Annotated in this window: 25 protein-coding genes and 1 pseudogene; 13 read left to right on the top strand and 13 right to left on the bottom strand. The window is 59.2% G+C overall.

The features are described from left to right. Positions 1–43: 43 nt before the first annotated feature. Together repB and repA are read right to left on the bottom strand one after the other, a co-directional pair. Positions 44–1,033, bottom strand: coding sequence for a plasmid partitioning protein RepB (gene repB, locus BJ928_RS33430; RefSeq protein WP_047636053.1), 990 nt, complete (start codon positions 1,031–1,033; stop codon positions 44–46). Further along, positions 1,030–2,244, bottom strand: coding sequence for a plasmid partitioning protein RepA (gene repA / locus BJ928_RS33425; protein ID WP_047636054.1), 1,215 nt, complete (start codon positions 2,242–2,244; stop codon positions 1,030–1,032). The genes repB and repA overlap by 4 nt, the downstream gene beginning before the upstream one ends. Between repA and BJ928_RS39005 the strand changes: the two genes are divergently transcribed. Beyond that, complete coding sequence (locus tag BJ928_RS39005; protein ID WP_168600371.1) at positions 2,189–2,476, top strand: hypothetical protein; 288 nt, start codon at positions 2,189–2,191, stop codon at positions 2,474–2,476. The two genes, repA and BJ928_RS39005, sit on opposite strands and share 56 nt — an antisense overlap. A 144-nt stretch (positions 2,477–2,620) precedes the next feature. Here the strand turns inward: BJ928_RS39005 and BJ928_RS33420 are convergent, their stop codons facing one another. The 6 genes from BJ928_RS33420 to BJ928_RS33395 form a co-directional block, all read right to left on the bottom strand. Continuing rightward, entirely contained in the window at positions 2,621–3,766 is a 1,146-nt protein-coding gene (locus BJ928_RS33420) for a tyrosine-type recombinase/integrase (protein ID WP_047636055.1), read from the bottom strand. Between the two features lie 243 nt (positions 3,767–4,009). Next, positions 4,010–4,699 carry a VIT family protein gene (locus tag BJ928_RS33415; RefSeq protein ID WP_047636056.1) on the bottom strand — a complete coding sequence of 230 codons (690 nt, stop codon included), beginning with the start codon at positions 4,697–4,699 and terminating at the stop codon, positions 4,010–4,012. 89 nt (positions 4,700–4,788) lie between these two features. Further along, the gene (locus BJ928_RS33410; protein WP_047636057.1) at positions 4,789–6,105 is read right to left on the bottom strand and encodes an ATP-binding protein; all 1,317 of its coding nucleotides are present in this window, start codon (positions 6,103–6,105) and stop codon (positions 4,789–4,791) included. After that, positions 6,102–6,779 (bottom strand): response regulator transcription factor, encoded by a 678-nt coding sequence (locus BJ928_RS33405; RefSeq protein WP_047636058.1) that lies wholly within the window; start codon positions 6,777–6,779, stop codon positions 6,102–6,104. The genes BJ928_RS33410 and BJ928_RS33405 overlap by 4 nt, the downstream gene beginning before the upstream one ends. Further along, positions 6,776–7,342, bottom strand: coding sequence for a cytochrome b/b6 domain-containing protein (locus BJ928_RS33400; RefSeq protein WP_047636059.1), 567 nt, complete (start codon positions 7,340–7,342; stop codon positions 6,776–6,778). The genes BJ928_RS33405 and BJ928_RS33400 overlap by 4 nt, the downstream gene beginning before the upstream one ends. A 3-nt stretch (positions 7,343–7,345) precedes the next feature. Continuing rightward, the gene (locus BJ928_RS33395; protein WP_047636060.1) at positions 7,346–7,609 is read right to left on the bottom strand and encodes a PepSY domain-containing protein; all 264 of its coding nucleotides are present in this window, start codon (positions 7,607–7,609) and stop codon (positions 7,346–7,348) included. Positions 7,610–8,181: 572 nt separating this feature from the next. Here BJ928_RS33395 and BJ928_RS33390 point away from each other — a divergent pair. The 3 genes from BJ928_RS33390 to BJ928_RS39535 all read left to right on the top strand — a co-directional run bounded on the left by BJ928_RS33390 (position 8,182) and on the right by BJ928_RS39535 (position 11,548). Continuing rightward, positions 8,182–9,573: a transposase family protein gene (locus tag BJ928_RS33390; protein WP_245432697.1), complete on the top strand. Its 1,392-nt coding sequence runs from the start codon at positions 8,182–8,184 to the stop codon at positions 9,571–9,573. Continuing rightward, a complete protein-coding gene (locus tag BJ928_RS33385) occupies positions 9,570–10,487 on the top strand; it encodes a TniB family NTP-binding protein (RefSeq protein WP_244509911.1) in 918 nt (305 codons plus the stop codon). Before BJ928_RS33390 ends, BJ928_RS33385 begins: the two co-directional genes overlap by 4 nt. Positions 10,488–11,035: 548 nt before the next feature. Beyond that, positions 11,036–11,548: a hypothetical protein gene (locus BJ928_RS39535; RefSeq protein WP_236774530.1), complete on the top strand. Its 513-nt coding sequence runs from the start codon at positions 11,036–11,038 to the stop codon at positions 11,546–11,548. On the opposite strand, the pseudogene BJ928_RS39530 reads toward BJ928_RS39535, so the two are convergent. Then, positions 11,535–11,822, bottom strand: a pseudogene (locus BJ928_RS39530) (recombinase family protein); the annotation flags it as partial. The gene BJ928_RS39535 and the pseudogene BJ928_RS39530 overlap by 14 nt on opposite strands. A gap of 173 nt (positions 11,823–11,995) precedes the next feature. Between BJ928_RS39530 and blh the strand changes: the two are divergent. Genes blh through BJ928_RS33350 form a run of 5 tightly spaced genes read left to right on the top strand, consistent with a single transcriptional unit; the run spans position 11,996 to position 15,246 of the window. Beyond that, positions 11,996–13,294, top strand: coding sequence for a bifunctional sulfur transferase/dioxygenase Blh (gene blh, locus BJ928_RS33370; RefSeq protein WP_047636078.1), 1,299 nt, complete (start codon positions 11,996–11,998; stop codon positions 13,292–13,294). Then, the gene (gene bigR, locus BJ928_RS33365; RefSeq protein WP_112636353.1) at positions 13,285–13,632 is read left to right on the top strand and encodes a sulfite-sensing transcriptional repressor BigR; all 348 of its coding nucleotides are present in this window, start codon (positions 13,285–13,287) and stop codon (positions 13,630–13,632) included. Before blh ends, bigR begins: the two co-directional genes overlap by 10 nt. Next, complete coding sequence (locus tag BJ928_RS33360) at positions 13,629–14,039, top strand: YeeE/YedE family protein (protein ID WP_047636066.1); 411 nt, start codon at positions 13,629–13,631, stop codon at positions 14,037–14,039. Before bigR ends, BJ928_RS33360 begins: the two co-directional genes overlap by 4 nt. Further along, on the top strand, positions 14,036–14,467 hold the full coding sequence (locus BJ928_RS33355; protein WP_047636067.1) for a YeeE/YedE family protein: 432 nt from the start codon (positions 14,036–14,038) through the stop codon (positions 14,465–14,467). Before BJ928_RS33360 ends, BJ928_RS33355 begins: the two co-directional genes overlap by 4 nt. Further along, positions 14,464–15,246 carry a sulfite exporter TauE/SafE family protein gene (locus tag BJ928_RS33350; protein WP_183079491.1) on the top strand — a complete coding sequence of 261 codons (783 nt, stop codon included), beginning with the start codon at positions 14,464–14,466 and terminating at the stop codon, positions 15,244–15,246. Before BJ928_RS33355 ends, BJ928_RS33350 begins: the two co-directional genes overlap by 4 nt. Before the next feature lie 74 nt (positions 15,247–15,320). Here BJ928_RS33350 and BJ928_RS33345 read toward each other — a convergent pair whose 3' ends face one another. Further along, positions 15,321–16,238, bottom strand: a complete 918-nt coding sequence (locus tag BJ928_RS33345; RefSeq protein WP_047636069.1) for a recombinase family protein — start codon at positions 16,236–16,238, stop codon at positions 15,321–15,323. Positions 16,239–16,748: 510 nt separating this feature from the next. Between BJ928_RS33345 and BJ928_RS33340 the strand changes: the two genes are divergently transcribed. Next, entirely contained in the window at positions 16,749–17,885 is a 1,137-nt protein-coding gene (locus BJ928_RS33340; protein ID WP_052227963.1) for an RHE_PE00001 family protein, read from the top strand. A gap of 304 nt (positions 17,886–18,189) precedes the next feature. On the opposite strand, the gene BJ928_RS33335 is transcribed toward BJ928_RS33340, so the two are convergent. Next, positions 18,190–19,296: a DUF4062 domain-containing protein gene (locus BJ928_RS33335; RefSeq protein WP_052227964.1), complete on the bottom strand. Its 1,107-nt coding sequence runs from the start codon at positions 19,294–19,296 to the stop codon at positions 18,190–18,192. 324 nt (positions 19,297–19,620) lie between these two features. On the opposite strand from BJ928_RS33335, the gene BJ928_RS33330 reads away from it, so the two are divergent. From BJ928_RS33330 to BJ928_RS33320, 3 genes are all read left to right on the top strand, one after another. Then, positions 19,621–20,478 carry a hypothetical protein gene (locus BJ928_RS33330; RefSeq protein WP_245432695.1) on the top strand — a complete coding sequence of 286 codons (858 nt, stop codon included), beginning with the start codon at positions 19,621–19,623 and terminating at the stop codon, positions 20,476–20,478. A gap of 93 nt (positions 20,479–20,571) precedes the next feature. Next, positions 20,572–20,850 (top strand): DUF1778 domain-containing protein, encoded by a 279-nt coding sequence (locus tag BJ928_RS33325; RefSeq protein WP_015633362.1) that lies wholly within the window; start codon positions 20,572–20,574, stop codon positions 20,848–20,850. Further along, entirely contained in the window at positions 20,847–21,374 is a 528-nt protein-coding gene (locus BJ928_RS33320) for a hypothetical protein (protein WP_047636070.1), read from the top strand. Before BJ928_RS33325 ends, BJ928_RS33320 begins: the two co-directional genes overlap by 4 nt. 125 nt (positions 21,375–21,499) lie before the next feature. Here BJ928_RS33320 and BJ928_RS33315 read toward each other — a convergent pair whose 3' ends face one another. After that, a complete protein-coding gene (locus BJ928_RS33315) occupies positions 21,500–23,347 on the bottom strand; it encodes an AAA family ATPase (RefSeq protein WP_047636071.1) in 1,848 nt (615 codons plus the stop codon). Continuing rightward, positions 23,347–23,769, bottom strand: coding sequence for an ABC-three component system middle component 2 (locus tag BJ928_RS33310; protein WP_052227965.1), 423 nt, complete (start codon positions 23,767–23,769; stop codon positions 23,347–23,349). The genes BJ928_RS33315 and BJ928_RS33310 overlap by 1 nt, the downstream gene beginning before the upstream one ends. Positions 23,770–23,851 lie beyond the last annotated feature (82 nt).

Raw genomic sequence — 23,851 nt, 5'->3', positions numbered from 1 at the left:
TTTCTTTTGCGGTTTTGACTCCGTGGCTTGTTGATCCAGCGTGCTATTTCGCTGAGCGGTGCTCGCGATACAGTTTTTCAAGCTTCTCCAGGACGAGCGCGGCAAACTCAGGCGCTTCTTTCCTGTCGATGGCGATTTCCAGTTTCCCGTCCGTGTTCAGCACTCTCGCAAGGCGCTTTCCGTCGTCGGCGGTCCACACGTCAACAGCCGCTCGAGCTGGCCGCGGTTTCAAGTGCGCGACAACAGCCTTGAAGCGTGCCTCAGAGGGGAGGGCCTTAGTTTCCGCCGATTCGAGAAACAGCTTGGCCGAATCGAGCGATCCGTCCTTGGCAAGCAGGTCTGCGAGCTCAACCCAGCTTCGGCGCCCCACACCCGGGGCGGCACCGATTGCATTGATTAGATCCCGGGGGATCCTGACCACGACAGACAGCATGTAAGATAGATCGCTCTTATAGACAGACAGGGCCGACATGATGACGTCCCTGGAAAAGCGCTGCTGCAAATTGTCGGCAAAGAGGGCTTTCTCGATATAAGTGAGATCCTCGCGCTCGTTGTTCTCCTGTCCCTGCGCCACAACGAGTTGCTCATCCGTCAAATCGCGAACGATTGCCTTGACCGGGCGTTTAAGCGCCTGAACGGCGCGAAGCCGACGGTGACCAAACGCCACTTGATAGCGGCCGGCCTGGTCCGGGTGCGGGCGGACAAGAATAGGCACCTGCTGGCCTTGCTCCTTAATCGAACTAATCAGCCCGTCGATATCGCCGGGCATGCGGTCTTGCACAAAGGAAGGCTCGACCTCGCCGGGGTCGATCTCGATCACAGTCTGGCCCTCTGCAAGTCGCCGCTCGATCTCATCTGCACGGGCCTGACGGGCCTTCTCCTCACGGATCGTGGACCCGACCTGCTTGACAAGCTTGTTGTCCGCCGAGGATTCGTCAGACTGCACAGACGTTGAAAGCAGCGGGCGGCCCTGTGTCTTTGCCGGACGCGCAGCATCGACCTGTACGAGGTTTAGAAGGTTCTTCCGGCTCATGCGGCTCTCCCCCAGGATTTCTTGATCAGGGTTTCGATTTCCTCATTGACGTTGTTCATCGCCTCGAGGGCACGGTCGTATGTGCTGCGCGTAAACTGACCTCTCTCGACCTCGTAAAGGGTCTGGTTGGTCAGTCCGGCATCAGAAACGGCCGTCGTCTTGAGCATTGGGAAATTTAAGACGTGGGAACCAAAGATCGACCGCAAATAGCCCACCATCTGGTTCTGCGGCCCATCGGCAGGCTCAAAGCGCGTAATCAGGTAGCGCATCCACGAAAAGTCGACGTTTCCCCCCGCTGTGGCCACCTCCCGAAGGAGCTCAGCCACCATCGCCAGGAACTGGTTCATCGACATAACGTCCAGCATCTGGGGATGAACCGTCACTATCACCGACGTCGCCGCGGTGAGGGCGGACAGCGTGAGATAGCCAAGCTGCGGCGGGCAGTCGATGACAACCACATCGTAGTTGCTTTCAACCTCGTCCAAAACCTGGCGAACCCGGTCGAAGAACATCACATCGCCTACTTGGCGCTTCATCAGCGCGCGCGGGGTATCGTGCTCAAATTCCATAAGCTCCAGATTTCCCGGGATCAGGTGGAGATCGGGAATGTATGTCGAACGGATGATCTCCTGGACGGGCCGGCGCTCGTCATCATATCGGATCGCGCCGTACATGGTTTCGTTGGAACCGACATCCAGTTCGGGCTGGTTGCCGAAGAGCGCCGACAGGCTCGCCTGCGGATCCAGATCGAGAGCAAGAACCCGGTACCCCCGCAATCCCAGATACTGCGCCAGGTGCGCCGCCGTTGTGGTTTTGCCGGAGCCACCCTTGAAGTTCATGACTGATATAACTTGTAGCGCTTCGCCATCGCGTCGGTGCGGAAGATACCGCCTGTCAGCGCGGCCGACACGATCGAGATGCCTGCGGATCTTGTCGATGTCTTCGACCGAATACGAACGGCGGCCGCCCGCCGTCGTGCTCACCTCAAGATCTTCGATATCGTTCGATACCTGACGAAGGTAGACCTCCTTGACACCCACGAGCTTGGCAGCTTCTGATGGCTGGAAATGCCGAATCCCTTTCTCGGCAACCGGTGGGAAAGTGCTCAGGTGATGAGCTTGAAGCTGCGCTGCAAGCGCAGAGGAGTGCCGTTCGATGAGTTCGACCAACGTCTCCTGTGCCGCCAATTTTTTCTCAGCCGTTCGCTTCATTTTTCAGCCCGATATTTCACAACAGCGCTTTGGGGCGGCCAAAACCGATTTACACCGCTGTTGCAATAAGCCCCGATTCTGGCGTGCGGGCAAGCTATTTATGGTAAACGAATTCTTAACGAACCTGCTGGTCTTAAAGGAAAATCGGCTCTCTTCACCCGCAAATTCCAAGCGAAACAAGCGTTTGACGTATTTAGGCGCACATCCGAAAGTCCTCGCAAAAAGCAGTTGAGAATACAGGCGCATGCCTCGTTTTCCTGCGTCGGAGCTTGCTTTCGGGTGGAGAACCGAGCGACTCAGTGCGGTGGCGTGTCCAGCCCACAACCTTATTCGACTTCAAAGGCGCCGCGGATAGCAATACCGACAAAACAAATGACTACGAGAACAATCGGGCCGCGCGCCCGGTCCGTCGGGTAGCGCTGTTGTAATAACTCGACGCCTGCTGCACCGAACGATGACGAGATTGCTCCATCGCCTCCGGAAGAGAAATGCCCCGATTGGCGGCTTCGGTCAAATATCCAGACCGCAATCCGTGTGCGGAAAACTCCCCACGCTCTAATCCAGCCAGTTCCACCCGCTGCTTGATGATCGCATTGACCGACTGCGGATCGATCGCCCGTCGCGAAACAGTACCCCAGCGCCCGATTCCCCTGAAGACGCTGCCCTTGTCGATCTTCGCCGCCGCCAGCCAGGCCTTCAACGCCTCGACAGGCCGACCTGTGAGGTAGACGACGTCATCCTGCTCGCCCGTCGTGTTTTTGGTTCGGCCGAGATGGATGGCGAGTGAGGGGAGGGGAGGGCCCTCGGGCGCCTCGACAGGCGGCTCGACTGTCAACTGCTCGACGCGTAAAGCGGCAACTTCACTGCGTCGGCGGCCGCCGGAGGCAAAGGCGACCATGAGAATTGCTCGGTCGCGGACATCACGCAGGCTGTCCGTTGAGCACGTCGCCAGCAGCTTTGCCAGAACGTCGCCTGTGACGGCCTTGGCGCTCTTCCGCTTTCGGGTCCGCGGGACCGCGCGCACGGCAAGGCGAATGGCGGATTTGAGGGCAGGGGAGGCGAAGGCGCCTTCGAGGCCGCGCCATTTCGTCAGTGTCGACCAGTTGGCCAGGCGACGGCGCACGGTTGCCGGCGCATGCGGGCCGGTCGATTTCAAGAAACCCTGCCGGCGCAGATTGTCGGCGACGTCGGGCGGCATGCCATGATCGAGATCGACTGCCCGCTTTTCCGGATCCCACAAATGTTGCGCGACGAATTTGAGCAGCAGCGCCTCGGGCGCCGGCCAGGGCAGTGATTTTCCGGTGGCCGCCAGTCCCCAGGCCTCGAGGTAAGCGAGATCGGAGGTCAGCGCTCTGAGTGTGTTGTCGCCCATGCCTTGGTTGACGAGATGGCGCAGCGTCTCGACATCCTGGTCGGTCAACAACTCCGCGAGCTCGTCGCGCCGTTCTAGCGGCAGGACGGCGGCAATGTTGTCGAGTTCTTCCGATCGGCGTTGGACGGCGGATTTCTGCGATGGCGGCATTTTGGCTCCTGATCGGGCACACCGAGTGTCGATCCGCTTGATTGAGCAGAATCAATTCCGTTGGAATGTTACAGCTTATTCCCTGCCAGGATCATTGGAATCTTCCGGATTCGCCGGAATGCGCGATGTGTGGACATGTTCATCATTCAACCGTTAACCATACGGCGTAAGACGCCACACAAGGACGCCTATTGTCTGAACAGACATCCTTGCTGAAGATGCGTATGGCGATCACGTTGTTTTTTAGATTGCCTTGCCGATCAGCGCGCCGACGATGCCCGTGGTCACCATCGCAAGCGCTCCCCAGAAAGCCACTCGGAATGCCGGCTTCGGAACGTTGGCACCCCCGGCGCGTGCGCTGAGAGCACCAAGTAGAGCCAAGGCGACAAGCGACACTGCCGGAATGGCCAGATGTATTGAACCGCCAGGTGCCAGAATGGCGGTGAGCAGTGGAATGGCCGCGCCGGTCGCGAATGTTGCGGCTGACGTCAACGCAGCTTGTACCGGACGGGCGGTGGATGTGTCGGTGATACCGAGTTCATCGCGGGCATGTGCGCCCAGCGCGTCATGGGCGGTCAACTGCCGCGCCACCTCAAGCGACAATTCCGGCGACACACCACGGGCTTGGTAGATGCTTGCCAGCTCCTGAAGTTCGAGTTCGGGGGCGTCTTCGAGTTCACGTTTCTCGCGCGCGAGGTCTGCGGCCTCGGTATCCGACTGTGAGCTGACGGAGACATATTCACCAGCTGCCATGGCCATCGCGCCGGCTGCAAGCCCGGCGAATCCGGCGACGATAACCTCATTTGCTGTCGGCGAAGCGGAGGCGATCCCGACCATAAGGCTGGCGGTGGAGATGATCCCGTCGTTTGCGCCCAAGACGGCGGCGCGCAACCAGCCAATGCGATCTATCGAATGTCGTTCACTGTGGGTCATTGCTACCAGCCTTCCTTGCGACGAGGGAGAACCGCGAATGTTCGCGTTATTTTAGAAGCATTCTAATTTTGACATACTGTCGTGTGCCGCTACGAAAATCTGATCTCGAAGGTTTGGCCCGAAGACGCTTCCGACCTGATCAGAGAAGCTCCATGAAGTTCGGCGATGCGGCCAACAATCCTCAGCCCTATGCCAAGCCCGTCGTGCGAGCGCGTTATACCGGGAGCCCGCGTCGTTGACGGTGGATAACGATCCTCGATCGTGATGCTTCTTTCACCGACCTTCAAGGAGATCACCGAGTGATCCGGGGTGTGCCGAACCGCATTCTCGATCAGATTGCGCAGAGCATCTCTCAAGAGAGATGGCGCTCCCCTCACATGACTGCTTGTGACATCTGGTAAGAGTTCCAGCGTGTGTTCGTTATCGTACACCCACGGAGCCAGCTGTTCGACCACGGACGATGACAACGCGACCAGGTCGATATCCTCGAACATGCCGTGGTCGACGCTGTCCAGTCGTGCGAGTGCCGTGATCTGCGCGACGAAACGCACGAGATCATCGAGGTCAGCCTCCGCTTTCCTCGCGCGTGGATGATCGATCTGGCCGAGTTCGAGCTTCAGCGCAGCGAGCGGCGTCCGGATTTCGTGGGCAATCCCCGACGTCAGCACCTTCTGTGAGGTCATCAGTTCGCCCACGCGTTCGAACGCCTGATTGACCGCAGTGGCGAGATGGGCAATCTCTCGCGGCATATCCGAGGGGTCCAGATGCGACCGCGAATCCAGGGGATCGATGCGGTCGGCGGCGTCGGCGGCCGCGCGCACCGGCCGCAGGGCCTGTCGTATTGCAAACAAGGTTCCGCCGAACACCAATAGCAGCAGAATGCTCATCGGCACGATCATGTGCTCCAGCACTTCGTTCCAGAGGACATCGGACATGACGTCGGCGGTATCGTCGATCGTCGCGATGTCGACCAGGAAGCGCCGTTCGCCAATCATGAACGCCCGTCCACCGACGAGCGAAAGCGGTTTGCCCGGTTTGATCGATCGCAGCCAGAAGTCCGGCGGGTTAACGTCGCGCGGGAGGAAATGATCCTGACATGCCCTGTCACAGGATTCGAAGACCAGCGTTCCGTCAGCGTCGCGTATCCGGGCGACATAGCCCGTGCTCTCGTTTCGATAGCGATCCTTCACGCTGTCAGGCAAACTGTAGTTGACCAAGCCGTTGTCGATCGTGATTCCGGATGCGAGGCGCTCGGTCTCTTGTTCCACGAAAAGCCGTGAGAGCTCGCCGACATTCCAGTAGTAGTCCGCAAAGACGTTGGCGAGTTGCAGGAGCATGGCCAGCACCGCGAAGAAGGCGATGCGACGTGCCAGAATGGCTCCAAGTGTCGGACGCAGGCGGCTCAATCCCGAACCTCGCGCATCAGGTAGCCAACGCCCCGTATCGTTTCGATCGACGCGCGCGTCGGGTGGCTTTCGAGTTTCTTGCGCAGACGGGATGCCGCCAGCTCGACGGCGTTGCTGCTCCTCTCGTCGCCGAACTCGGAGAAGGCGTGCTCTATCTTGGACTTGGAAACGACCTTCCCGCCATTACGCATCAGGAGTTCGAGCAGTCCTTTCTCCGACGGAGTGAGCGCGATCTCGTTGCCCGCGCAGAAGACTTGTCGCGACGCGACATCGAGCGTCAGCGCGGCGAATTCCAGGACGGGCATCGCGGTGCTGGGCGATCGACGGATCAGGGCCCGTATGCGGGCGGTGAGCTCCCCATTGTGAAACGGTTTCGTCAGGTAATCGTCCGCGCCCGCATCGAGACCGGATATTCGCTCGTCGATCGCAGCCCTGGCCGTCAGCACGAGGACCGGCGTTTGTATGCCGGCAGACCTCAAGGATTTAAGGACGGGAATGCCATCTTCGTCAGGCAGGCCGAGATCGAGGAGAAGAAGGTCATACCCATTCTCCCGAAGAGCGAAGCGTCCTTCTTCGGCGGTTCCGAAGGCGTCGATCTTCCAACCCTCCTTGCGCACGAGCTCGCAAACGAGTTCGCGAAGCCGGGCGCTATCCTCGATCAGCAGAATTCTCATGCCTTCTTTCGACCTGTTACCATAGACCACACCAGGTTTTCCCGATGCCTCCAGCTCTCCACGATGGCTGCGCCGGCGTGGATGAAGGCGAGCACCATAATGCTGTTGGCAATCGTGCCGTGCAATTGCTCAAGCCACTTCTCTCCCCAGAAAGCATCGAGCGTCGTCATCCATCCAGTCAGAGCGGTCGTCGCCAGAAGCGCCATCAGGAGGAGCATCATGACCGAGGCCAAGGGATTGTGGCCGAGATAGCGCTTCTCGTTTCTGCTGACGATAGCCCGAAGCTGATTTTTCAACCTGCGGGGGGTCGGGAAGAAGTCGGAGAACCTTGCATGTCGGGTGCCGACGAAGCCCCAGATCATCCGCACGGCAATGGCGGCCGCGACAACATAGCCCGTCATGCGATGCCAGTATTTTCCTTCTTCAAGGATGAAGAGGTTGAGCATGCAGGCAGTCACGATGGTCCAGTGAAAAATCCTGACCACCGGGTCCCAGACCTTTATGTCCTGCTGGCCACTGTTGGAGGGCGAGCCGCCCCCCGGTCTTGAACGGATGGCGGTCATCGATCAATCACCCTTCTGGACAATGTCGCCGGAGACAGGGTTGAAATAGACCTCGGCGCGCTTGCCATCCTTGTCCTTGCCGTAGATTTCGTAGCAGTTGCCCGTGACCTCGAACGTCTTGACCTTGTAGCCGAGCGCGTCGATCTTGGCCTTCATGGCGTCTTCGGTCATCCACTTGGACTTGGGTTCCTTGGTGCAGCTCGGGCTAGCGAAGGCCAGTGCCGGCGTTGCTGCGATGACTGCGACTGTGGCGATGAGTTTCAGCATGTTTCGATCCTTTGGTTACACCCGGTCGGGCGACGACCGATGGATAGCGGCGGTTTCCTGTCTGTTTGCTGTACGGCCATGTACTTGGTGATGAGCCGCCCAATCCGCACATTGGCACAGCAGCCACGTCGCCAATCTCTCGATGAGGCGCAAAAATCACGTGCTGCGTGGTGGCTGGCCAGTGCCATGCCGTGATCTGCCGTTTCTCATCGCAGAAGTGGTGCATGGCAAACTCGATGTGTCTTCTGACTGTCATCGTTGCGGGGCATTCTGCTAGGTGCAGCGATTGATCGTGGCCGAGCTGATAGCTCGGCTAGGAGGTTCCAATGGCGCAGACACCCGACAGGATGCTTGTCAGAGAGGCCGCTTGGCAAAAGGCGGTTAATCGCGAAGCCGTCATCCGGCCCATCGCTTTCGAAAAGAAGTTGACCGCTCCGGACAGACTTGCCGCGTGCAGGGAGTTGGGCCTCAAGCCAACAAGGTTCTATCAGCTGCTCGCCCAATTCCGGCGAAAACCGGTCACCTCCTCATTGCTGGATGAAACGCCCGGGCCAGAGAAGGGGAGGCGGCTCTTGTCATCGGAACAGGAAGATGCCGTCACCTGCGCCATCCAGGAAACCTATTGCCGTCGTGAGCGGCCGACGATCACCGCCGTTCATGATCATGTCCGCGTCATTTGCCGTCAGCGAGACATACCTGCACCTTCCTGGAAAGCCGTGAAGGTTCGCATCGATCGCTCCGACCAGAAGAAGCTGGCCAAGGCCCGAGAGGGGGCCAGCGTCGCCCGTCAGCAATACAAACCCGTTACCGATGAGTACTCAGCCGGAGCCGCGATGGAGGTCGTTCAGATCGATCATACCTTGGTCGATCTCTTCGTTGTCGACGCTGTAAACCGCCAACCATTGCAGCGTCCCTGGCTGACGTTGGCGATCGATGTCGCCAGCCGCATGGTGGCCGGCTTCTACCTGAGCCTTGAACATCCATCGTCAACGTCGGTCGCCTTGGCCATCCGGCACATGGTTTTGCCGAAGACATCGTGGCTCGCGGAGCGAAACGCGGCTGGCGACTGGCCCGTCCACGGTCTGCCCACCGCCATCCATCTCGATAATGCTCGGGAGTTTCGGGGAAAAGCGCTGGCGTGGGGAGCGGCCGAGCACGGCATCAATCTCATCCATCGACCAGTTGCTCGCCCACATTACGGCGGTCACATCGAGCGGCTTATCGGCACCATGATGGGCGCCGTTCACTTTCTGCCCGGTTCAACGTCGAGCGATATTGGCTCTTGTGGCGATTACAATCCCCAAAAGCATGCAGTCATGACTTTTGACGAGCTGGAGCGGTGGCTCACCCTTGAGATCATCGGCCGCCATCACGCTGATATCCACCGGGCGCTAAAAATTCCGCCTCGGTTGGCCTGGGAAGATGCCGTCCTCTCGCGTCGGGAGCCTCTGCGGCTTCCCTATGACGAACACCGTTTCGTTCTGGATTTCCTGCCGTTCGAGGAACGCATCATACGTCGCGACGGACTGCACCTGTTCGGCCTCAGATATTGGGATGATGTCCTGAGCCCGTTGACCGGTGTTCCGGACAAGATGCGGGTCCGTTACGATCCTCGCGACATTTCCTGCGTGTTCGTCGACGGGCCAAACGGCGAAAGCTGGCCGGTTCGGTTTGCAGACCTCAGCCGGCCGCGGATCACGCTCGGCGAGCACCGGCAGGCCGTCGCCGCTTTGAGGGCTCGTGGTCTGCAATCGGTCGATGAGCATCTAATCTTCGAGACCATCGAAGCCCAGCGACAAATTGTCGAGGTGGCAGGCCGCCAAACACGGAGCATCCGCCGGGGAGCCGAGAGACGGTCGCGAGCGCTGGCGGCGACCGACCGGCAGCATGTGGAGACAATAGATGATGCCGACGAGGACAATTTCTCCGATCTGGCACCGTTGTCGGTGGAGGAATGGTCGTGACGGAGGACCCCCATATCCTACCAGCCTATCGCCAGTATGCCGAGATGGGGATCGAAGAACGGGTCGCCTGGATCCGTGCCGATCGCTGGTTGGAGACAGCCGATGCAAAAGCTGCGCTGACGCGGCTTGAGGATCTGCTCTCCTATCCGCCGCGGGACCGAATGCCCTGTCTGCTTCTCTACGGCGATACCGGCATGGGAAAGACAAAAATCATCAGAAAGTTTCTTCGCAATCATCAGCCCGTCTTCGATCGTGGAACCGGGGTGACGAACATGCCGGTCGTGGCAATGCAGATGCCAGCCGAACCCGTCGAACGCGATGTCTACGGTGAGCTCCTCAATGCACTGAGTGCACCGGGCCCAAGTGGAGACGCAACTTACCGACTGAAGACTACGTGCCGAACCCTGATGCGGAGGATGGGTGTACGGATGCTGATCATCGATGAGATCCATGCCATGTTGACGGGGACATATCGGCAGCAACGAGTCTTCCTCAACGTCATTCGCTTTCTGGCGAATGATCTGAAAGTCCCGTTGATCTGCGCCGGGACCGATCTTGCCCGACAGGCGCTGTTGACGGATCCGCAGCTTGCCGAAAGGTTTGAAGCCCTTCACCTGAAGCGCTGGTCCAATACGCAGCAGCTTGCCCAATTGCTCGCAAGTCTCGGGAGCATACTGCCTCTGCGTGAGCCATCACAGCTCGGGACCGCAGCAGTGCGCCGCAAGGTGCTCGATATGACCGACGGCGTTACGGTGCGAATTTTTCGCCTCATCGAGACTGTTGCGGTCGAAGCGGTCCGGAATGGGAACGAGAGGATTATCTTGGAGAGCTTCGACGCCGACAACCTTGTCCTACCTTTGGTCGCGATGGCGCGGCGCAGTGAAACGCGCCTGCAGCGCCGTGCAATCCCGTGAGACCGGTGCGGCTGCTGGCGATCGCCCCACGGCCCTATGAGGATGAACTTCTCAGCTGTTGGCGTTGGCGTGTAGCGAGCCATTACTCCAGCTCGCCCCGGCAGATCGAGAACTGGATACGTGGTGCTTGGGACGTCTCCAAGCCGCATCTCCTCAGCGATGACATCCCGACCGAACCATCGGCGGCCCGTTTATGGGCGTTAGCCTGTCGCCTGAAGCAAGCAGATGTAGAGCGACTGTCTCTGCAGAATACCCGGCGCAGCAGGGCGTCATTTGTCAGCGAACCCGCGCACCGAGGCGTTTGTCCGACATGCCTTGACGAGGATGCCGAGGAGGGGAGGGACCACTATTGCCGACGGTCCTGGGCATGTGTCGAGGCCGTGGTCTGCCCCCGGCACAAGACTGGGCTCGAGATCAACTGCGGCGGATGTTTCCGCAGCGGGCTGTTTCAGTTTCGGTCTACGCCTGCCGGCCTCGCCAGACTGTTTTGCCGTGAATGCGATGCTGTTATCTCGGCGAGGAGGTTCCAGCGCCGCGATCAAACAGACTTGCTGCAGGTCGCCTCGCTTATCGGCGAGGCCATCGGCAAGGGCGGACCGCGGTTTGAGCGTATCGAGACGGCAAGCCGATTCCTCTGGTCGCCTCAGCCGGAAGGGATGCCCTTTATCACCGCGCTGGGCTTACCGCTGCCATATGGCCAGCGACCGTCAGTTACAGCAGGGGCGGCGGCGCTCGCCAGCCTTCCACCAGCATGGCGGGCCGTGACCATTACGGCCATAGCCGACCTCCTCTTTGAGGAGACCGCCACGGATCCTCTACTCTCTGCCTCTCTCCGTGAAGCCTTCCGCCAATTCGAGCGCGGGCCGGTCCGAGCGTATCATCAGGCGCCTCCTCAAAGGCTGGCCGCGTCTGTCCTAAATCTCCGTGCGGAAACCGAATACCGGCAGCTCGCTCGCGGCATTGTTGAAAGCGAAGGCTGGAAATCTCTGCCGTCCAAAGCGGGGCGCGCAAGAAACCGGGCAATCGGCAGGCTGATGCTCCGCGCCCTCAATGACGAATGAGGCCAAATCGATGTGCTTCGTCCAGCAGGTGGCGAACAGAGGAAGGCTGCCATTTGCGCCCACCGCGCGCCGGCCGCTCTCCCATCTGATCAAGCTGGGCGGCAATATCGCGCAGCGGCGGGCCGGGATCAGCAATGGCAATCGCCGCAACGAGCTTAATCAGGTGATCTTACGGGGCGCGACGGAGCGAGCGCGCCAAAAGCTTGGGGTCGGCCCGCTTCTCGCGGACCATCCGATGCACCGCATAGCGCAGGCGTTCCTTCATCCAGTCATGGCGGCTAGCTACGCCACGCCGTATTGTTGATCGCGACGATGGACGCGGGGAGGCGAGGGGCCTTTTTTGGTCCTGAGCCCGCTGCAACGGCGGGATCACAGGGCGCGCTTGAAACATTCACAATATACGTTATATTAGAATGTATAATGTTTCATCTGACTTCGGAGCCAGCCATGTCTATCATTAAGATTTCTGAGAAGCTGTCGGTCTCGCCGCAGCCGAGCGTCGACGACATCAGGTCCCTGAGGGACAGGGGATTTGCTATGCTCATCAACAACCGCCCGGACGCTGAGGACGCGACACAGCCGGGATCGGAGGCCGAACGCCAAGCAGCCGAACATTGCGGCCTCTCCTACTCCTTCGTTCCGGTCACGCTCGGCACTGTCACCGAAGCGGACGTGCGCGCGTTCCAGAAGGCGCTTGATGCCTCCGAAGGACCGGTTTTCGCGCACTGCAAGTCGGGCACGAGATCTCTCAGCCTGTACTTGATCGGTGAGGTTCTGGACGGGCGGATGGCTGCCGAAGAGGTCGCTGCATTCGGACGTGCCCACGGCTTTGACGTCAGTTCCGCTGCGGCTTGGCTCAAGCAGAACGCGGCAAGCCGACCGCATGTGAAGGGCTTCTTCGACAAGCGCACCTGGAGCGTCCAGTATGTGGTGTCCGATCCCGCAACCGGCAGCTGCGCCATCATCGATCCCGTTCTCGATTTCGATGAGAAGGCGGGAGCCACTGGCACCATCAATGCCGACGCGATCCTCGACTACGTCAAGGAGAATGACCTGACGGTCGAGTGGATCCTCGACACCCATCCTCACGCCGATCATTTCTCCGCAGCCCAGTATCTCAAGGAGAAGACCGGTGCCAGAACCGCAATAGGCGAACGTGTTGTCGATGTTCAGAAGCTCTGGAAGGGCATCTACAACTGGCCCGAGCTCGCCACCGACGGCGCGCAATGGGATCGGCTGTTCGCGCATGGAGAGATGTTCAAGATCGGAACCATCGACGCCAAGGTGATGTTCTCGCCAGGCCATACGCTCGCTTCGATCACCTATGTGGTCGGAGACGCAGCTTTCGTCCACGACACCCTGTTCATGCCTGACAGCGGCACGGCGCGCGCCGACTTCCCCGGTGGCGACGCCCGCATCCTTTGGAAGTCGATCCAGGACATCCTTGCTCTTCCGGACGAGACCCGCATCTTCACCGGACACGACTACCAGCCGGAAGGTCGCGCTCCGCGCTGGGAGAGTACGGTGGCCGAGCAGAAGAAGTCCAACCCGCATCTTGCCGGCGTGACCGAAGAGCAGTTCGTGGCGCTCCGGACGAAGCGCGACAAGACGCTGCCCATGCCGAAGCTTATCCTGCATGCCCTGCAGGTGAACATCCAGGGCGGTCGTCTGCCTGAACCGGAAGCGAATGGCATGCGCTACCTCAAGTTTCCGCTCGACGCATTGCAGGGAGCCGCATGGGAATGAGCACCAACTCAGAGAACGTGATGAAGGTGCAGCTCTCTCCCGCCCAGATGGCCGGCCGGGCCGGCGAGGTTGCCGATCTCCTGAAGACGTTGTCTCACCAGGCCCGGCTGTTGATCGTGTGCACGCTGGTCGAGGGCGAGTTCTCGGTCGGCGTGCTTGAGGAAAAGCTCGACATCCATCAGCCGCATCTTTCGCAGCATCTGACCGTGCTGCGAAACTCCGGCATTGTCGACACCCGGCGGGACGGAAAGCAGATCTACTACCGACTGACCGAGGAGAAGGCCGCGCAACTGGTCTCCGCCCTCTATGACATCTTCTGTGTAAAGGAAGCGACATGACCATCTATCTCCAGTCGCTGAGCGGCGGCATGCTGATCGGCGCCTCCGCGGTCATGCTCCTGCTTCTGAACGGCCGGATCGCCGGCATCAGCGGCATCGTCGGCCGCCTTGCCCAAGGTATCGGCCTGATCACCAATCTTGCGTTCGTGCTTGGCCTCGTGCTCGGGCCGCTCGTCTACCTGCTGCTCGCCGGTGGATGGCCGACCGTCGAGATTACAGCGGGCTGGCCGCTGATAATCGTCGCCGGACTGCTGGTCGGCTTTGGCTCGCGCATGGGATCCGGCTGCACTAGCGGCCACGGCGTGCTGGGGCTTGCCCGCCTTTCTCCGCGATCGATGGTTGCTGTCGCCACCTTCCTATCGACCGGGATTATCGCAGTCACCGTTCTACGAGGTATCGGATTATGAACAGAAACATCTTTCAGTTCGGCGCCGCCCTCGCCTCTGGCATCGTCTTTGGTTTCGGACTGTCGCTTTCGGGCATGCTCAATCCGGTTCGCGTCCAGGGCTTCCTCGACGTCTTCGGAAACTGGGATCCAAGCCTTGCCTTCGTCCTAGGCGGCGCCGTCGCCGTGGCCTTCATCGGAGTAAAAGTGATGAAGCGATTGCGCCGTCCCGTCTTCGACGACACCTTCCACGTGCCCACGAACCGGAAGATTGACGTGCCGCTGGTCATCGGCTCGGCCCTGTTCGGTCTCGGCTGGGGGATCGGCGGCTTCTGTCCCGGCCCGGCCGTCGCCTCTATGTCGGTCGGTATTCCACAGACGCTGCTGTTCGTGGTCGCCATGCTAATCGGCATGACATTCTACGACCGGGTTTGGAGCAGAAGGACATGAGTGACTCCATTCTACTGGCCGTCGGTTCCGGCGGGATCGTCGGCTTCATGCTCGGCCTTCTCGGTGGCGGCGGCTCGATCCTGGCGACCCCGCTCCTTCTTTACGTCGTCGGCGTCGCGCAGCCGCACGTGGCCATCGGAACCGGCGCGCTTGCAGTCTCCGTCAACGCCTTCGCCAACTTCGCGAGCCACGCCATGAAGGGGCACGTGTGGTGGCGCTGCGCCGCGGTTTTTTCGGCGCTCGGCGTCCTTGGCGCGCTGGCGGGCTCAAGCCTCGGTAAGGCGATGGACGGAGACCGGCTGATCTTCCTGTTTGGAATTCTGATGGTCGTCGTCGGCGTCCTGATGCTCAAGCCCAGGAAGCCGACGTCGGCCGAAAACCGGCCGGTCGACCTTAGGATGTGCTTTATCACAGCCGCCGTAGCGCTGGCCGCCGGAGCGGCGTCAGGCTTCTTCGGGATCGGCGGAGGCTTCCTGATCGTGCCGGCTCTGATGCTGGCGACCGGCATGCCGATGATCAACGCGATCGGCACTTCGCTCCTATCCGTCGGCGCCTTCGGATTGGCAACCGCGCTGAACTATGCCGCGTCCGGACTGGTGGACTGGTGGCTTGCCGCAGAGTTCATCGGTGGCGGCATCGCAGGCGGCCTCCTCGGCTTGACACTGGCAACGCGTCTGAGCGCCTACAAGAACATACTCAACCGACTGTTTGCGGTGCTCATCTTTGTCGTCGCAGGTTACATCTTCTACCGGAGCGTGGCATCCAGGACTGCAGGGTGATGCTGCGCCTACAATGACGCGTTCGTGCGGCGTTGCGGAGCCCAACGCGGTGACGTAGCACCATCAAGGATCCGTCAGTCCCGAAGAAGCCCGAAGCGAAATGCCTCGTCCATGAGCGCTTTTACTGACGAGGGCTGCCATTTCCGGCCGCCGCGAACCGGACGCTCTCCCATCTGATCCAACTGTCCGGCAATGTCGCGCAGTGACAAGCTCGGATCCGCGATAGCGATTGCCGCAACGAGCTTCATCTGGTGATCGTCGACCGGCCGACGGGGAGAGCGGGCCAACAATTCGGGGTCCGCGAGCTTTTCGCGAACCATCCGATGAACCGCGCGGCGCAGGCGTTCCACCGTCCAGTCATGGCCGCGGCGATTGAGAACCCGTACAACGTTGTCCCAGCTATGTTGCGGGCGGAGCTGTCGCACCATCGGCAGCCAGGTCTGCGCGGACGAGATCAGCTCGTCGAGATAGAGTTTTTCTCGTGCCTTCGACACCGCCTTGATTGCCTCTGGCCGCCGCTCTCGCAGTCCGGGGTTGCCCGGCAACTTGCCACGTGCTTTCGCGGCCTTGATACCTGCCTTGGTCCGTTCGGCGATCAGCGCCCGTTCAAGCTGTGCGACGGCGCCGAGAACCTGGAGGGAGAACATGCCCTGCGGTGTGGACGTGTCGATCGGATCGCGGATCGATCGGAAATGGACGCCGCGCTCTTCAAGATCCTCGATCACTTGCAAGAGATGACTGACCGAACGAGCGAGGCGATCCAGCCGGACGACGACGAGCACGTCGCCAGCGGCGAGCTCGCCGAGCAGTCTGGTCAGAACCGGCCGGGCCCGTGATGCGCCGGATCCGTGCTCCTGAAATATCCGCTCGCAGCCGGCCGCGCGCAACTCGTCCATCTGTGCGTCATGGACCTGATCGTCGGTGGAGACGCGTGCATAACCGATAAGACGTCTGGTGGCCGGCGACGGTTTGGCGGCTTGCCGTTTTGCCATGGTTTCTCGCCCAATTTTCCGGTGCTCTGTACAGATAATGAATGCGTGAGAAAATGAACAGTTGCAAGCGTGTTTTATCGGGCAAATGCAGCCCCGCCAGACACGAAATCCAATGTCGAACGGGCATCCGGCAGCAATCGGCGTGAAACGCACCCTGGCGGCCATCCTTGGCGGAAATGCCGGAAACTAGGGCGTTCGGGGGAGGGGAGGGGTAAGAAGCGCTGACCGAGGGAGGGATTGCAGAGAAATCCGCGCTGGCCTGAGAGAAGAGTGCCCCTCGCCGAGGCTCTTGTATCCACCGCTATTCCGCCGATCCTCGCCGAAAGCTGCCTGAAAGGCCGGAAAACCAAGCGTTTCCGCTCATTCAGGCCGACCGACATCTGATTTGCGCCGCGAAATCAATCTACCATCGATAAGGGGTACTTATCGATGGTTAGAGCCGCACCTAACAATCATACCATGTGAGGAACAGTAATATTGTACTAGAGTTCCTTTAGCAAATCATTTACCATGATTTCAATGGCTTACGATCTCGCGAGAATCAGCATGACAGCCCTGATGCCGCCGGCTTTCGACGCCGGTGTCGCGCTTACCCGTCTCGACGAGCGCATCGCCCGTTCACCGGTCGGCGCCGGCTTCCTCGAACGCCAGAATTTCGCCGACGCCTGCGCCTCGCTGTGGATCGACGGCGAGCTCGTCCATCTCGAAGACCTCGTCCTCCACGATGCCACCCGCGATATCCGCACCCCAACCCACGAACTCACCATTGCCCGCGACGTGCTGCGCACCCGCCGGCGCATTGTTGCGCAGTCGCCAGATTGGGCGTTATCGCCAGAGGGTATCAGAATTCTGCGACAAACGTCGGACATCACTGCGACCGGCGCCGAGGCGATGGAAGCGGCCGGCGTCATTCCGCCGGCGGCCGCGGTGAAGTATCCGGAGGGGGAGGATGTCGAAGACGTCGAAAATGTTCCCGGTGTTGATCTTGCCGCCATCGATGCAGTGCTCGCCCGATCGGAGGCGGCGATCGAAAACGCGACGCGTCCCGGCCGCGCCGGTGGCCAAGACAAAGATCCGATGATCTATGATCTCGACTGGGACGAGGATGCCCGGCTCGACGAATGGCGCGGCGTGCTGCGGCAGGCTCAAGATATGCCAACAGTGCTGCAGGCGATCGTCGCCCTCGATGCCTGGAACGAGATTTCGGTCCTTCAGCACGCACCATGGCTCGGCCGGCTGTTTGCGGCCTCGATCCTTCGCCAGGCCGACGTCACGACCGGCGCGCATCTCGCCGCCATCAATCTCGGCCTCAAAACCATTCCCGTCAATCGGCGCCGCCACCGCGACCGGGAAACCCGACTGCTCGCCATTGCCCACGGTCTTTTGGCGGCCGCCGAGATTGGCCTGAAAGAGCACGATCGGCTGACGCTCGCGCGAAAATTGTTCGAGCGGAAACTGGAAGGGCGACGGACGTCATCGAGATTGCCGGAACTGGTGGAGCTCGTCATGGCAAAGCCGCTTGTTTCAGCCGGGATGGTGGCGAAAACGCTCGAGGTCACGCCGCAGGCGGCGCGGCGGATCGTCTCGGAGCTTGGCCTGCGCGAGATGACCGGGCGGGGGAGGTTTCGGGCGTGGGGGATACTCTGAGCGCTGAAAAAGCTGCGTCCTCCGCGGATCCGCGTCCCAGGCTCGCAGGGTTCAATCCCAATATTTCAGCCGAGATGGTCGTTCACCGAGGCTTCGCAAGGCTTCTCGGGCAGTCCTCTTTCCTCTATGAAAGGGAGGGAAGGCGGAAATCCTGACCAGCCTCCGAAACCTTGATTACATATTGGCCAACTTTCGCTGCGACGTCGAAGCTGATCCGGCCACGACCTAATTTCTCTGTTATGTCCTGCCGCATCACTGCGAATACAGAATGCCGTCCGCCCAAGGTTGATCGTAGGAATCGGCGCTAGAACGGGATATCGTCGTCCAGATCTCTCGAAAAGTTTCCGCCCGTGGATCCGATCGTCGTGACGGTAACTTCGCCCTCAATGATCGCGAACGGCGATGCGCTTCCGACGACATGGTGACGTCGTGCCAGGCGCTGTGCCGTCTCCGTGAAGGGAGTGGTTCCCTCGTTACCATTGGCGATCATCAGTCCGGCCTCTGTGTAATAGGAGATCAAACGTTCAAGTGTGCTCCGCGAGATTTTGAAGCAGCCAGTCGTGTCGACTGTCGCCAACTCTCCCGCGATTGCCGACGCGATCATTATGCATGAGTCGTCGTGATCGATGTTGAAATAATACTCCCCATTCCAGTCGTTCGTGGAGACGTCGAGATTGGAGAAGAATAAGGGAAAGAAGGATATCCAGGACCCCTGGATTTTGGCGGAGCTCCCGCGCTTCTTGTCATTGCTCGAGGTCAACGGAAGTAGCGTCAGAGTAATTAGCTCATCGGCGTTCGGTAACTTGGGAAGCGGTATCTCTACGCTGAGATTTCCCAGCGCAACACGGAATTTTTCATTTTCTTTGCGGACCTCATTCAATTCCTCAAGCGTGTCGATACTTGCGACAGCGTCTCCTCGAATCCAGCCTACACGCGGCTTGGTCGCCTTCGCGTGATCTAGGGCCTCACGAACAGCCAACTTAAGATCGCCGAGTGTCGTCCAAGTCTTCCGCAGGCGCTTGTGCTCAGCCTCCTTGATGAAATCTTTCAGAAATTGCCGTCCCGCATCAGCTGGCTCGAGCTTCTCGGCCGGGATCTTTCCCGGTTCTCCGTGAAGCATCACCAGAACAGGGACACCTTTCTCCACGGCATATCGAAACTCTTTGTGGGTATAGCTGATGCCGTCTTCGGCCGGGCTGCCGTAACGTCCCGCGATGATAAGGACGTAGTAGTCACACTTGTCGATCAGGGACTTGATAAACTCGAACTGATCTTCGTCGGCGGCTGGAAAGGACTCCATTTGCACAGGAAAGTCCCCCATGCTTATGATTACATCCTGTACCGCGCGGCGCTCTTCGCGGAGATCCTGAAATGTCGAACTGATGAAGACCTGATACCGCTTGTCGTGCACGTTTGGTTCCTCTGAGGCCAACGGGGTAAAACATTAGTTGTGTCCGTCGAAAAGGTCCATGACTGCAGGTAAAGGTGGCTACGCGGCACGCAGTACTCCACAGCTTCCCCGGTGCGCTGGTCCGAACCGAACTGGAGCGAGTCGGCGGGTATCTTCAGGAAATATATCGAAGTCCCATGTTTATCAGCCCCGATACGGCGCTCGCTCTGAAAAAAATGTATCTGGCTATGACAGAATCCTGCATGTTCGGGCCATCGAAACAGCACACGATGATCGATCAGTCCTGAAGGAGAGCGGCCAAAAGTGACATGGAAACAGGTCGATATGGAATCCATGGTAGCCGGACCAATCGCGCAACCGCTCGTCGGTAAAAGTGCGTCATATCCGTTCCAAGTCTCCATCGCATGTTGGATTGATCTGCTGGGTTATGGTGGCATGATTGCAGCTGCGGATTTCAATCCGCTTCACGCCAAATCAAAGGAGGCGTTGCGGCGGCTCCGCGGTTTTCATAAAATCGTCGCAAGCCACAGTGCGCGCCATTTTCCGACGCTGGTCATGAACGATGGAGCGGTCGCCTACCGCGATCTTTCGCTGAGATCGCCTTCGGTAACGTACGATTTCCTGGTACGCTCCTGGGGCCTGTTCAGCGAAATCAAAGACTTCGAAACCGCCGCTGGACATCCTGGCGCCCGCATGGTGTTGGCTTGCGGATTTCGCATGCGCGGGAGGCGGGCGGGCATGGATGCCTCGGCTAGCCAGTTACGATCCATACTCGCCCGATTGGAGGAGGGTCGGATCAACTCGGAGCAGGCCGTTCGTGAAGCGGCATCAGTGCGACCTACCTTTGACATCATCCCACAACTCCAGGCGAACTTTGCCTTCACCAAGGCCTATGTCGCCGAGTCGTCGGGAAAGGCAGGCGGGATTGCGGGTGCAAATTTCTACGTCGATCTGGCGATTTTCGATCGACTAGATTTGGACTGGATTACGCTTGGCGAAGCGATCAATTGGTCGCATCCAAGGCTTGGACTATCTGCAGACTTTGCGTCCGTACTGGGCATCAATTGTCGAAATCGGACCCCGGTTTCTCCTGAAGGCGTTCGCGATGGTCTGCAAATCGCTGAACAACTGACCAGTGATCCCAATGTTCTTCACGCCCTGAGGCAAGCGAAGGACATATAGAAATGCGCGCGAGTGACCTGTACGCCTTGAAGGCGCACATGATTGACAACGAGAAGACTTTAGCCTATATTCCGTCAAAAGATGGAGGCTGACGTGCCCAGCATAGCAAACGAGAACAGTGAGCGTATGAGTTTGAGGGTGCCTGCCACGGCCAAGGCTAAACTTGTGCGCGCTGCGGCGCTTCGTAATACCGATCTGACGGATTTCGTGACGCAATCCGCCCTGCGAGAAGCAGAGGCTGTGATCGAGGAAGCCGAGACGATAAAAGTGTCGAAGCGCGATCATCTTCGCATTCTTGAGCTTCTGGAAAATCCGCCTAAACCTAACGCCAAGCTGCGCGCGGCGATTGCCGGTTTGCCTGGCAGCCTATGACTTTACCTGCATGGCATGAGGAACCGATCGCTAAGTCTCACGGTCGGGCAGTCTTCGATTGCGGCGACGCCCAGATGAACGAGTTCCTGCTCCGCTTTGCCCGACAAAGCCATGAACAGAATGCCTCGAAGACCTTCTGTGCTATCGACGACGCAGTGCCCGGCCGTATTCTTGGGTTCTATACAATCGCGCCTTCGGCAGTCGATCATGCGACTGTGCCTGATGCAATGACACGCGGTCTTGCCCGCCATGATGTGCCGGGCTTCAGGCTTGCTCGACTGGCTACCGACCGCACGGTTGCCGGCCAGGGACTGGGAGGCCGGCTCCTAGCCGCCGCAGCGCTCCGCTGCCTGCGACTTGCAGGTGAGGGCGGGGGACTTCTACTGATCATCGATGCCAAAAGCGAGCGAGCCGCCAACTGGTACGCTTCCTATGGTGCCGAACCTTTGAAGGACAAGCCGCTAACTCTCGTAATGCCGCTTATCTCCTTCGCGGCCGACTTGCGTGCCAAAGGTCTCCTATGATCCCTTAAGGCGCGGGAACACGATTGATTTCGCCGCATTACGAACTATCGCATCGTGATGATCATCTTGAGGATAAGCTGTACCACCAATGACCATATGGCGAGCCGGCGCCTGCGGCGGCCCGGCTAGAGAGGAAAAAGGCCGAAGCGGCCTTCGTCAGCCATTCCGGAGAAATGAATGACCCGATTGCCGAGTTCGACATCGGACGGCGGATCCATGTTCTCAACGATGATGGCTTGTCGGTCCCTGTCGAGGCCGAGAAGGTATCTGTAAAAGTTCCCATTTAGATTAGTGTCGCTGAGATCATCCTCTGCACCGTCGGGCTCGCGGTAAGATAGCAGAGGAGAGTCAAGCACAACGATCCCGGGGTGAGGCAGATCATTGTCGGCGCAATATTGCATAAGAGAAATCGTGAACGCCGACTGCGTAATGGCCCTGAGCCCTTTTCCGTAGGACGTTCTCGCTTTCCCGGACACCACAAGATCTTTGGCGGTTGTGTCGAAGTGCACATGCTCGACCGCAGGGAAACCCCATTGCCGGAGCACGCTTTCAACACGTTCCGCGAACGGGGCCGCCACGGTATTTGTCAGGCGATTGTTGGACGTGGCATCGCCTGTCCCCCCTTCGTTCTGCCGTTCCAGGTTGGCCTTGCGAGTTGTGAGATCATTCAGATTGCTAAATAGACCGAGCGCTTCGCGTACGTTCGCGCCCTTGTCCGCGAGCTCCTTGTATGTTGCGCGTTGTCTTCTAAGGTCAGGTGATACAACGGTCTCGATCTCAATTGAGAGTTCGCTCAGTGAATTCCTCATATGGGGAAGCGATTTCCGAATTGATTGCGCCTCCGCGTTCAACGCGGCAATTGTAGTCGTCAGCTCGGATTGCCGCGATTCGATTTTTTGCATCTCCGCCTCGGCTGCTGCGACGGTCACCGCTACATCGCCGTGGCAGACCGCACTGGGATCGTGATGGTCGGGCGAAGCACCGCATGTGGGGCAGACCTCCTGTTGGAGAACCGAAAAAAAGCTACCCGCCTCGCGGATACCTAAGAGGCGCTCATAGTCCGAAATGTAGTGCTCCCGTAGAAGATTGAAGCGGTCAAGCAGAGTGGCAATTTCCGTGTATCGATCGTTGGTAATCTCGAGCTTTTGGATGATGGCCCGCCTTCTGGAGGAGATCGCCTTGAATTTTTCCTCGGTGAAGGCGAGCTGTTCGGCGCGATTGTCCATCGCTCTCGTAAGCCGCTCCTCCTGATCAGACAGTTCGTCGCGTGAGCCGGATATTGTCGTGATACGTTTTTGAGCATCCGCGATCAGCTGATCGAGAAGATCGATTTGGGCCAGTCGCTTCTGGTCTTCGGCGGACGTGCTTTTGCGTGACAGGAGCGCTGTGTCATCAACGCCGGTCAACAACATCGTGAAGACGGACGTATTTGCCGTATTCGCCGTATAGTTCCCATCGGACAGGGGCGAACGCTTCTGGATGATCTCCTCCTCGTTGACGATCGCCAGCCGCGCAATGTTTCGGAAGCTCAGCGCCTGCGTTTCATCCTTAGCATTCTTTTTGATCCGCTTGTTTGAAAGGCCGATCTTGGAAAGAAGAAACGACGAGAGGTTCGTTTCATCGCGCTCGTTGTGAATTTCACCAAGGGGAGTCCCCTCAGCATCCGGGATCGACGTATGCAGACCCTCGAAGGCCTGGAACTGTCCACCGGCCATGCTTCGAAGCAACGTCGTTTCCGATCCGTCGTCGAAAGCAATCGCGAGCAGTACGCGATCATAGCCGTTCGCCTGCGGGATATCGGGAAGAGGGGCCTTGCCGCCGAGCATAAAATCTATCGCTTCGACAATATAGGACTTCCCTGTGTCGGAAGCCCCATAGACGACATTAAGGCCGGACTGAAACGAAACGACCGCCGGTTCTTTTCCCGAGCCGTGAAAGCAAAGGTGACGGATCTGGAAGCCTGAATATGTCATTATGTCGGTCCGGATGCTTCGTCTTGAAATTCAGAGACCCAGTTGGTGAGAAGATTGCGCATCAGATCGTCAAAAGCTTCATCATCGCAGTTCTGGAAGTAACCTGCGAGCCATTCGGCGCGCTCGTACAATTGTCGGAGATATGGCGTTTGAAGCGCGGTGACAAAAAACTCCGCATTGTCTCCAGCCTGGAACAGGATCCCGCTTTCATCGATAACCTGCTCGACTAGCCCTCGGGACATCATCAGCGCCACGGCAGATTGAACAGACTTTCTTCGGACCTGCGTGACGGGTGACATGATCGGCGTCGGGGGATGCAGGTCCGCTGGTCCGTCGAGGACACTCGTTCGCACGACAAGATAATCCATGGCGGTCAGCCGGTTCAGATCTACCGCCCGGGGGAAATGCGGGCTCTGACGCACATTTGCTGCTGTGCAGGTCTACGACGCACCGATCAACCGCGCCTGCAGGAGATCGAGTTTTGCTCTTCCGTACATCTGGCGC

The sequence above is a fragment of the Rhizobium sp. WW_1 genome (assembly GCF_003610155.1).
Classification (GTDB): Bacteria; Pseudomonadota; Alphaproteobacteria; order Rhizobiales; family Rhizobiaceae; genus Rhizobium; species Rhizobium tropici_A.
The sequence above is the reverse complement of the archived record's forward strand: the minus strand, read 5'-3'. Positions and strand labels throughout refer to the sequence as shown.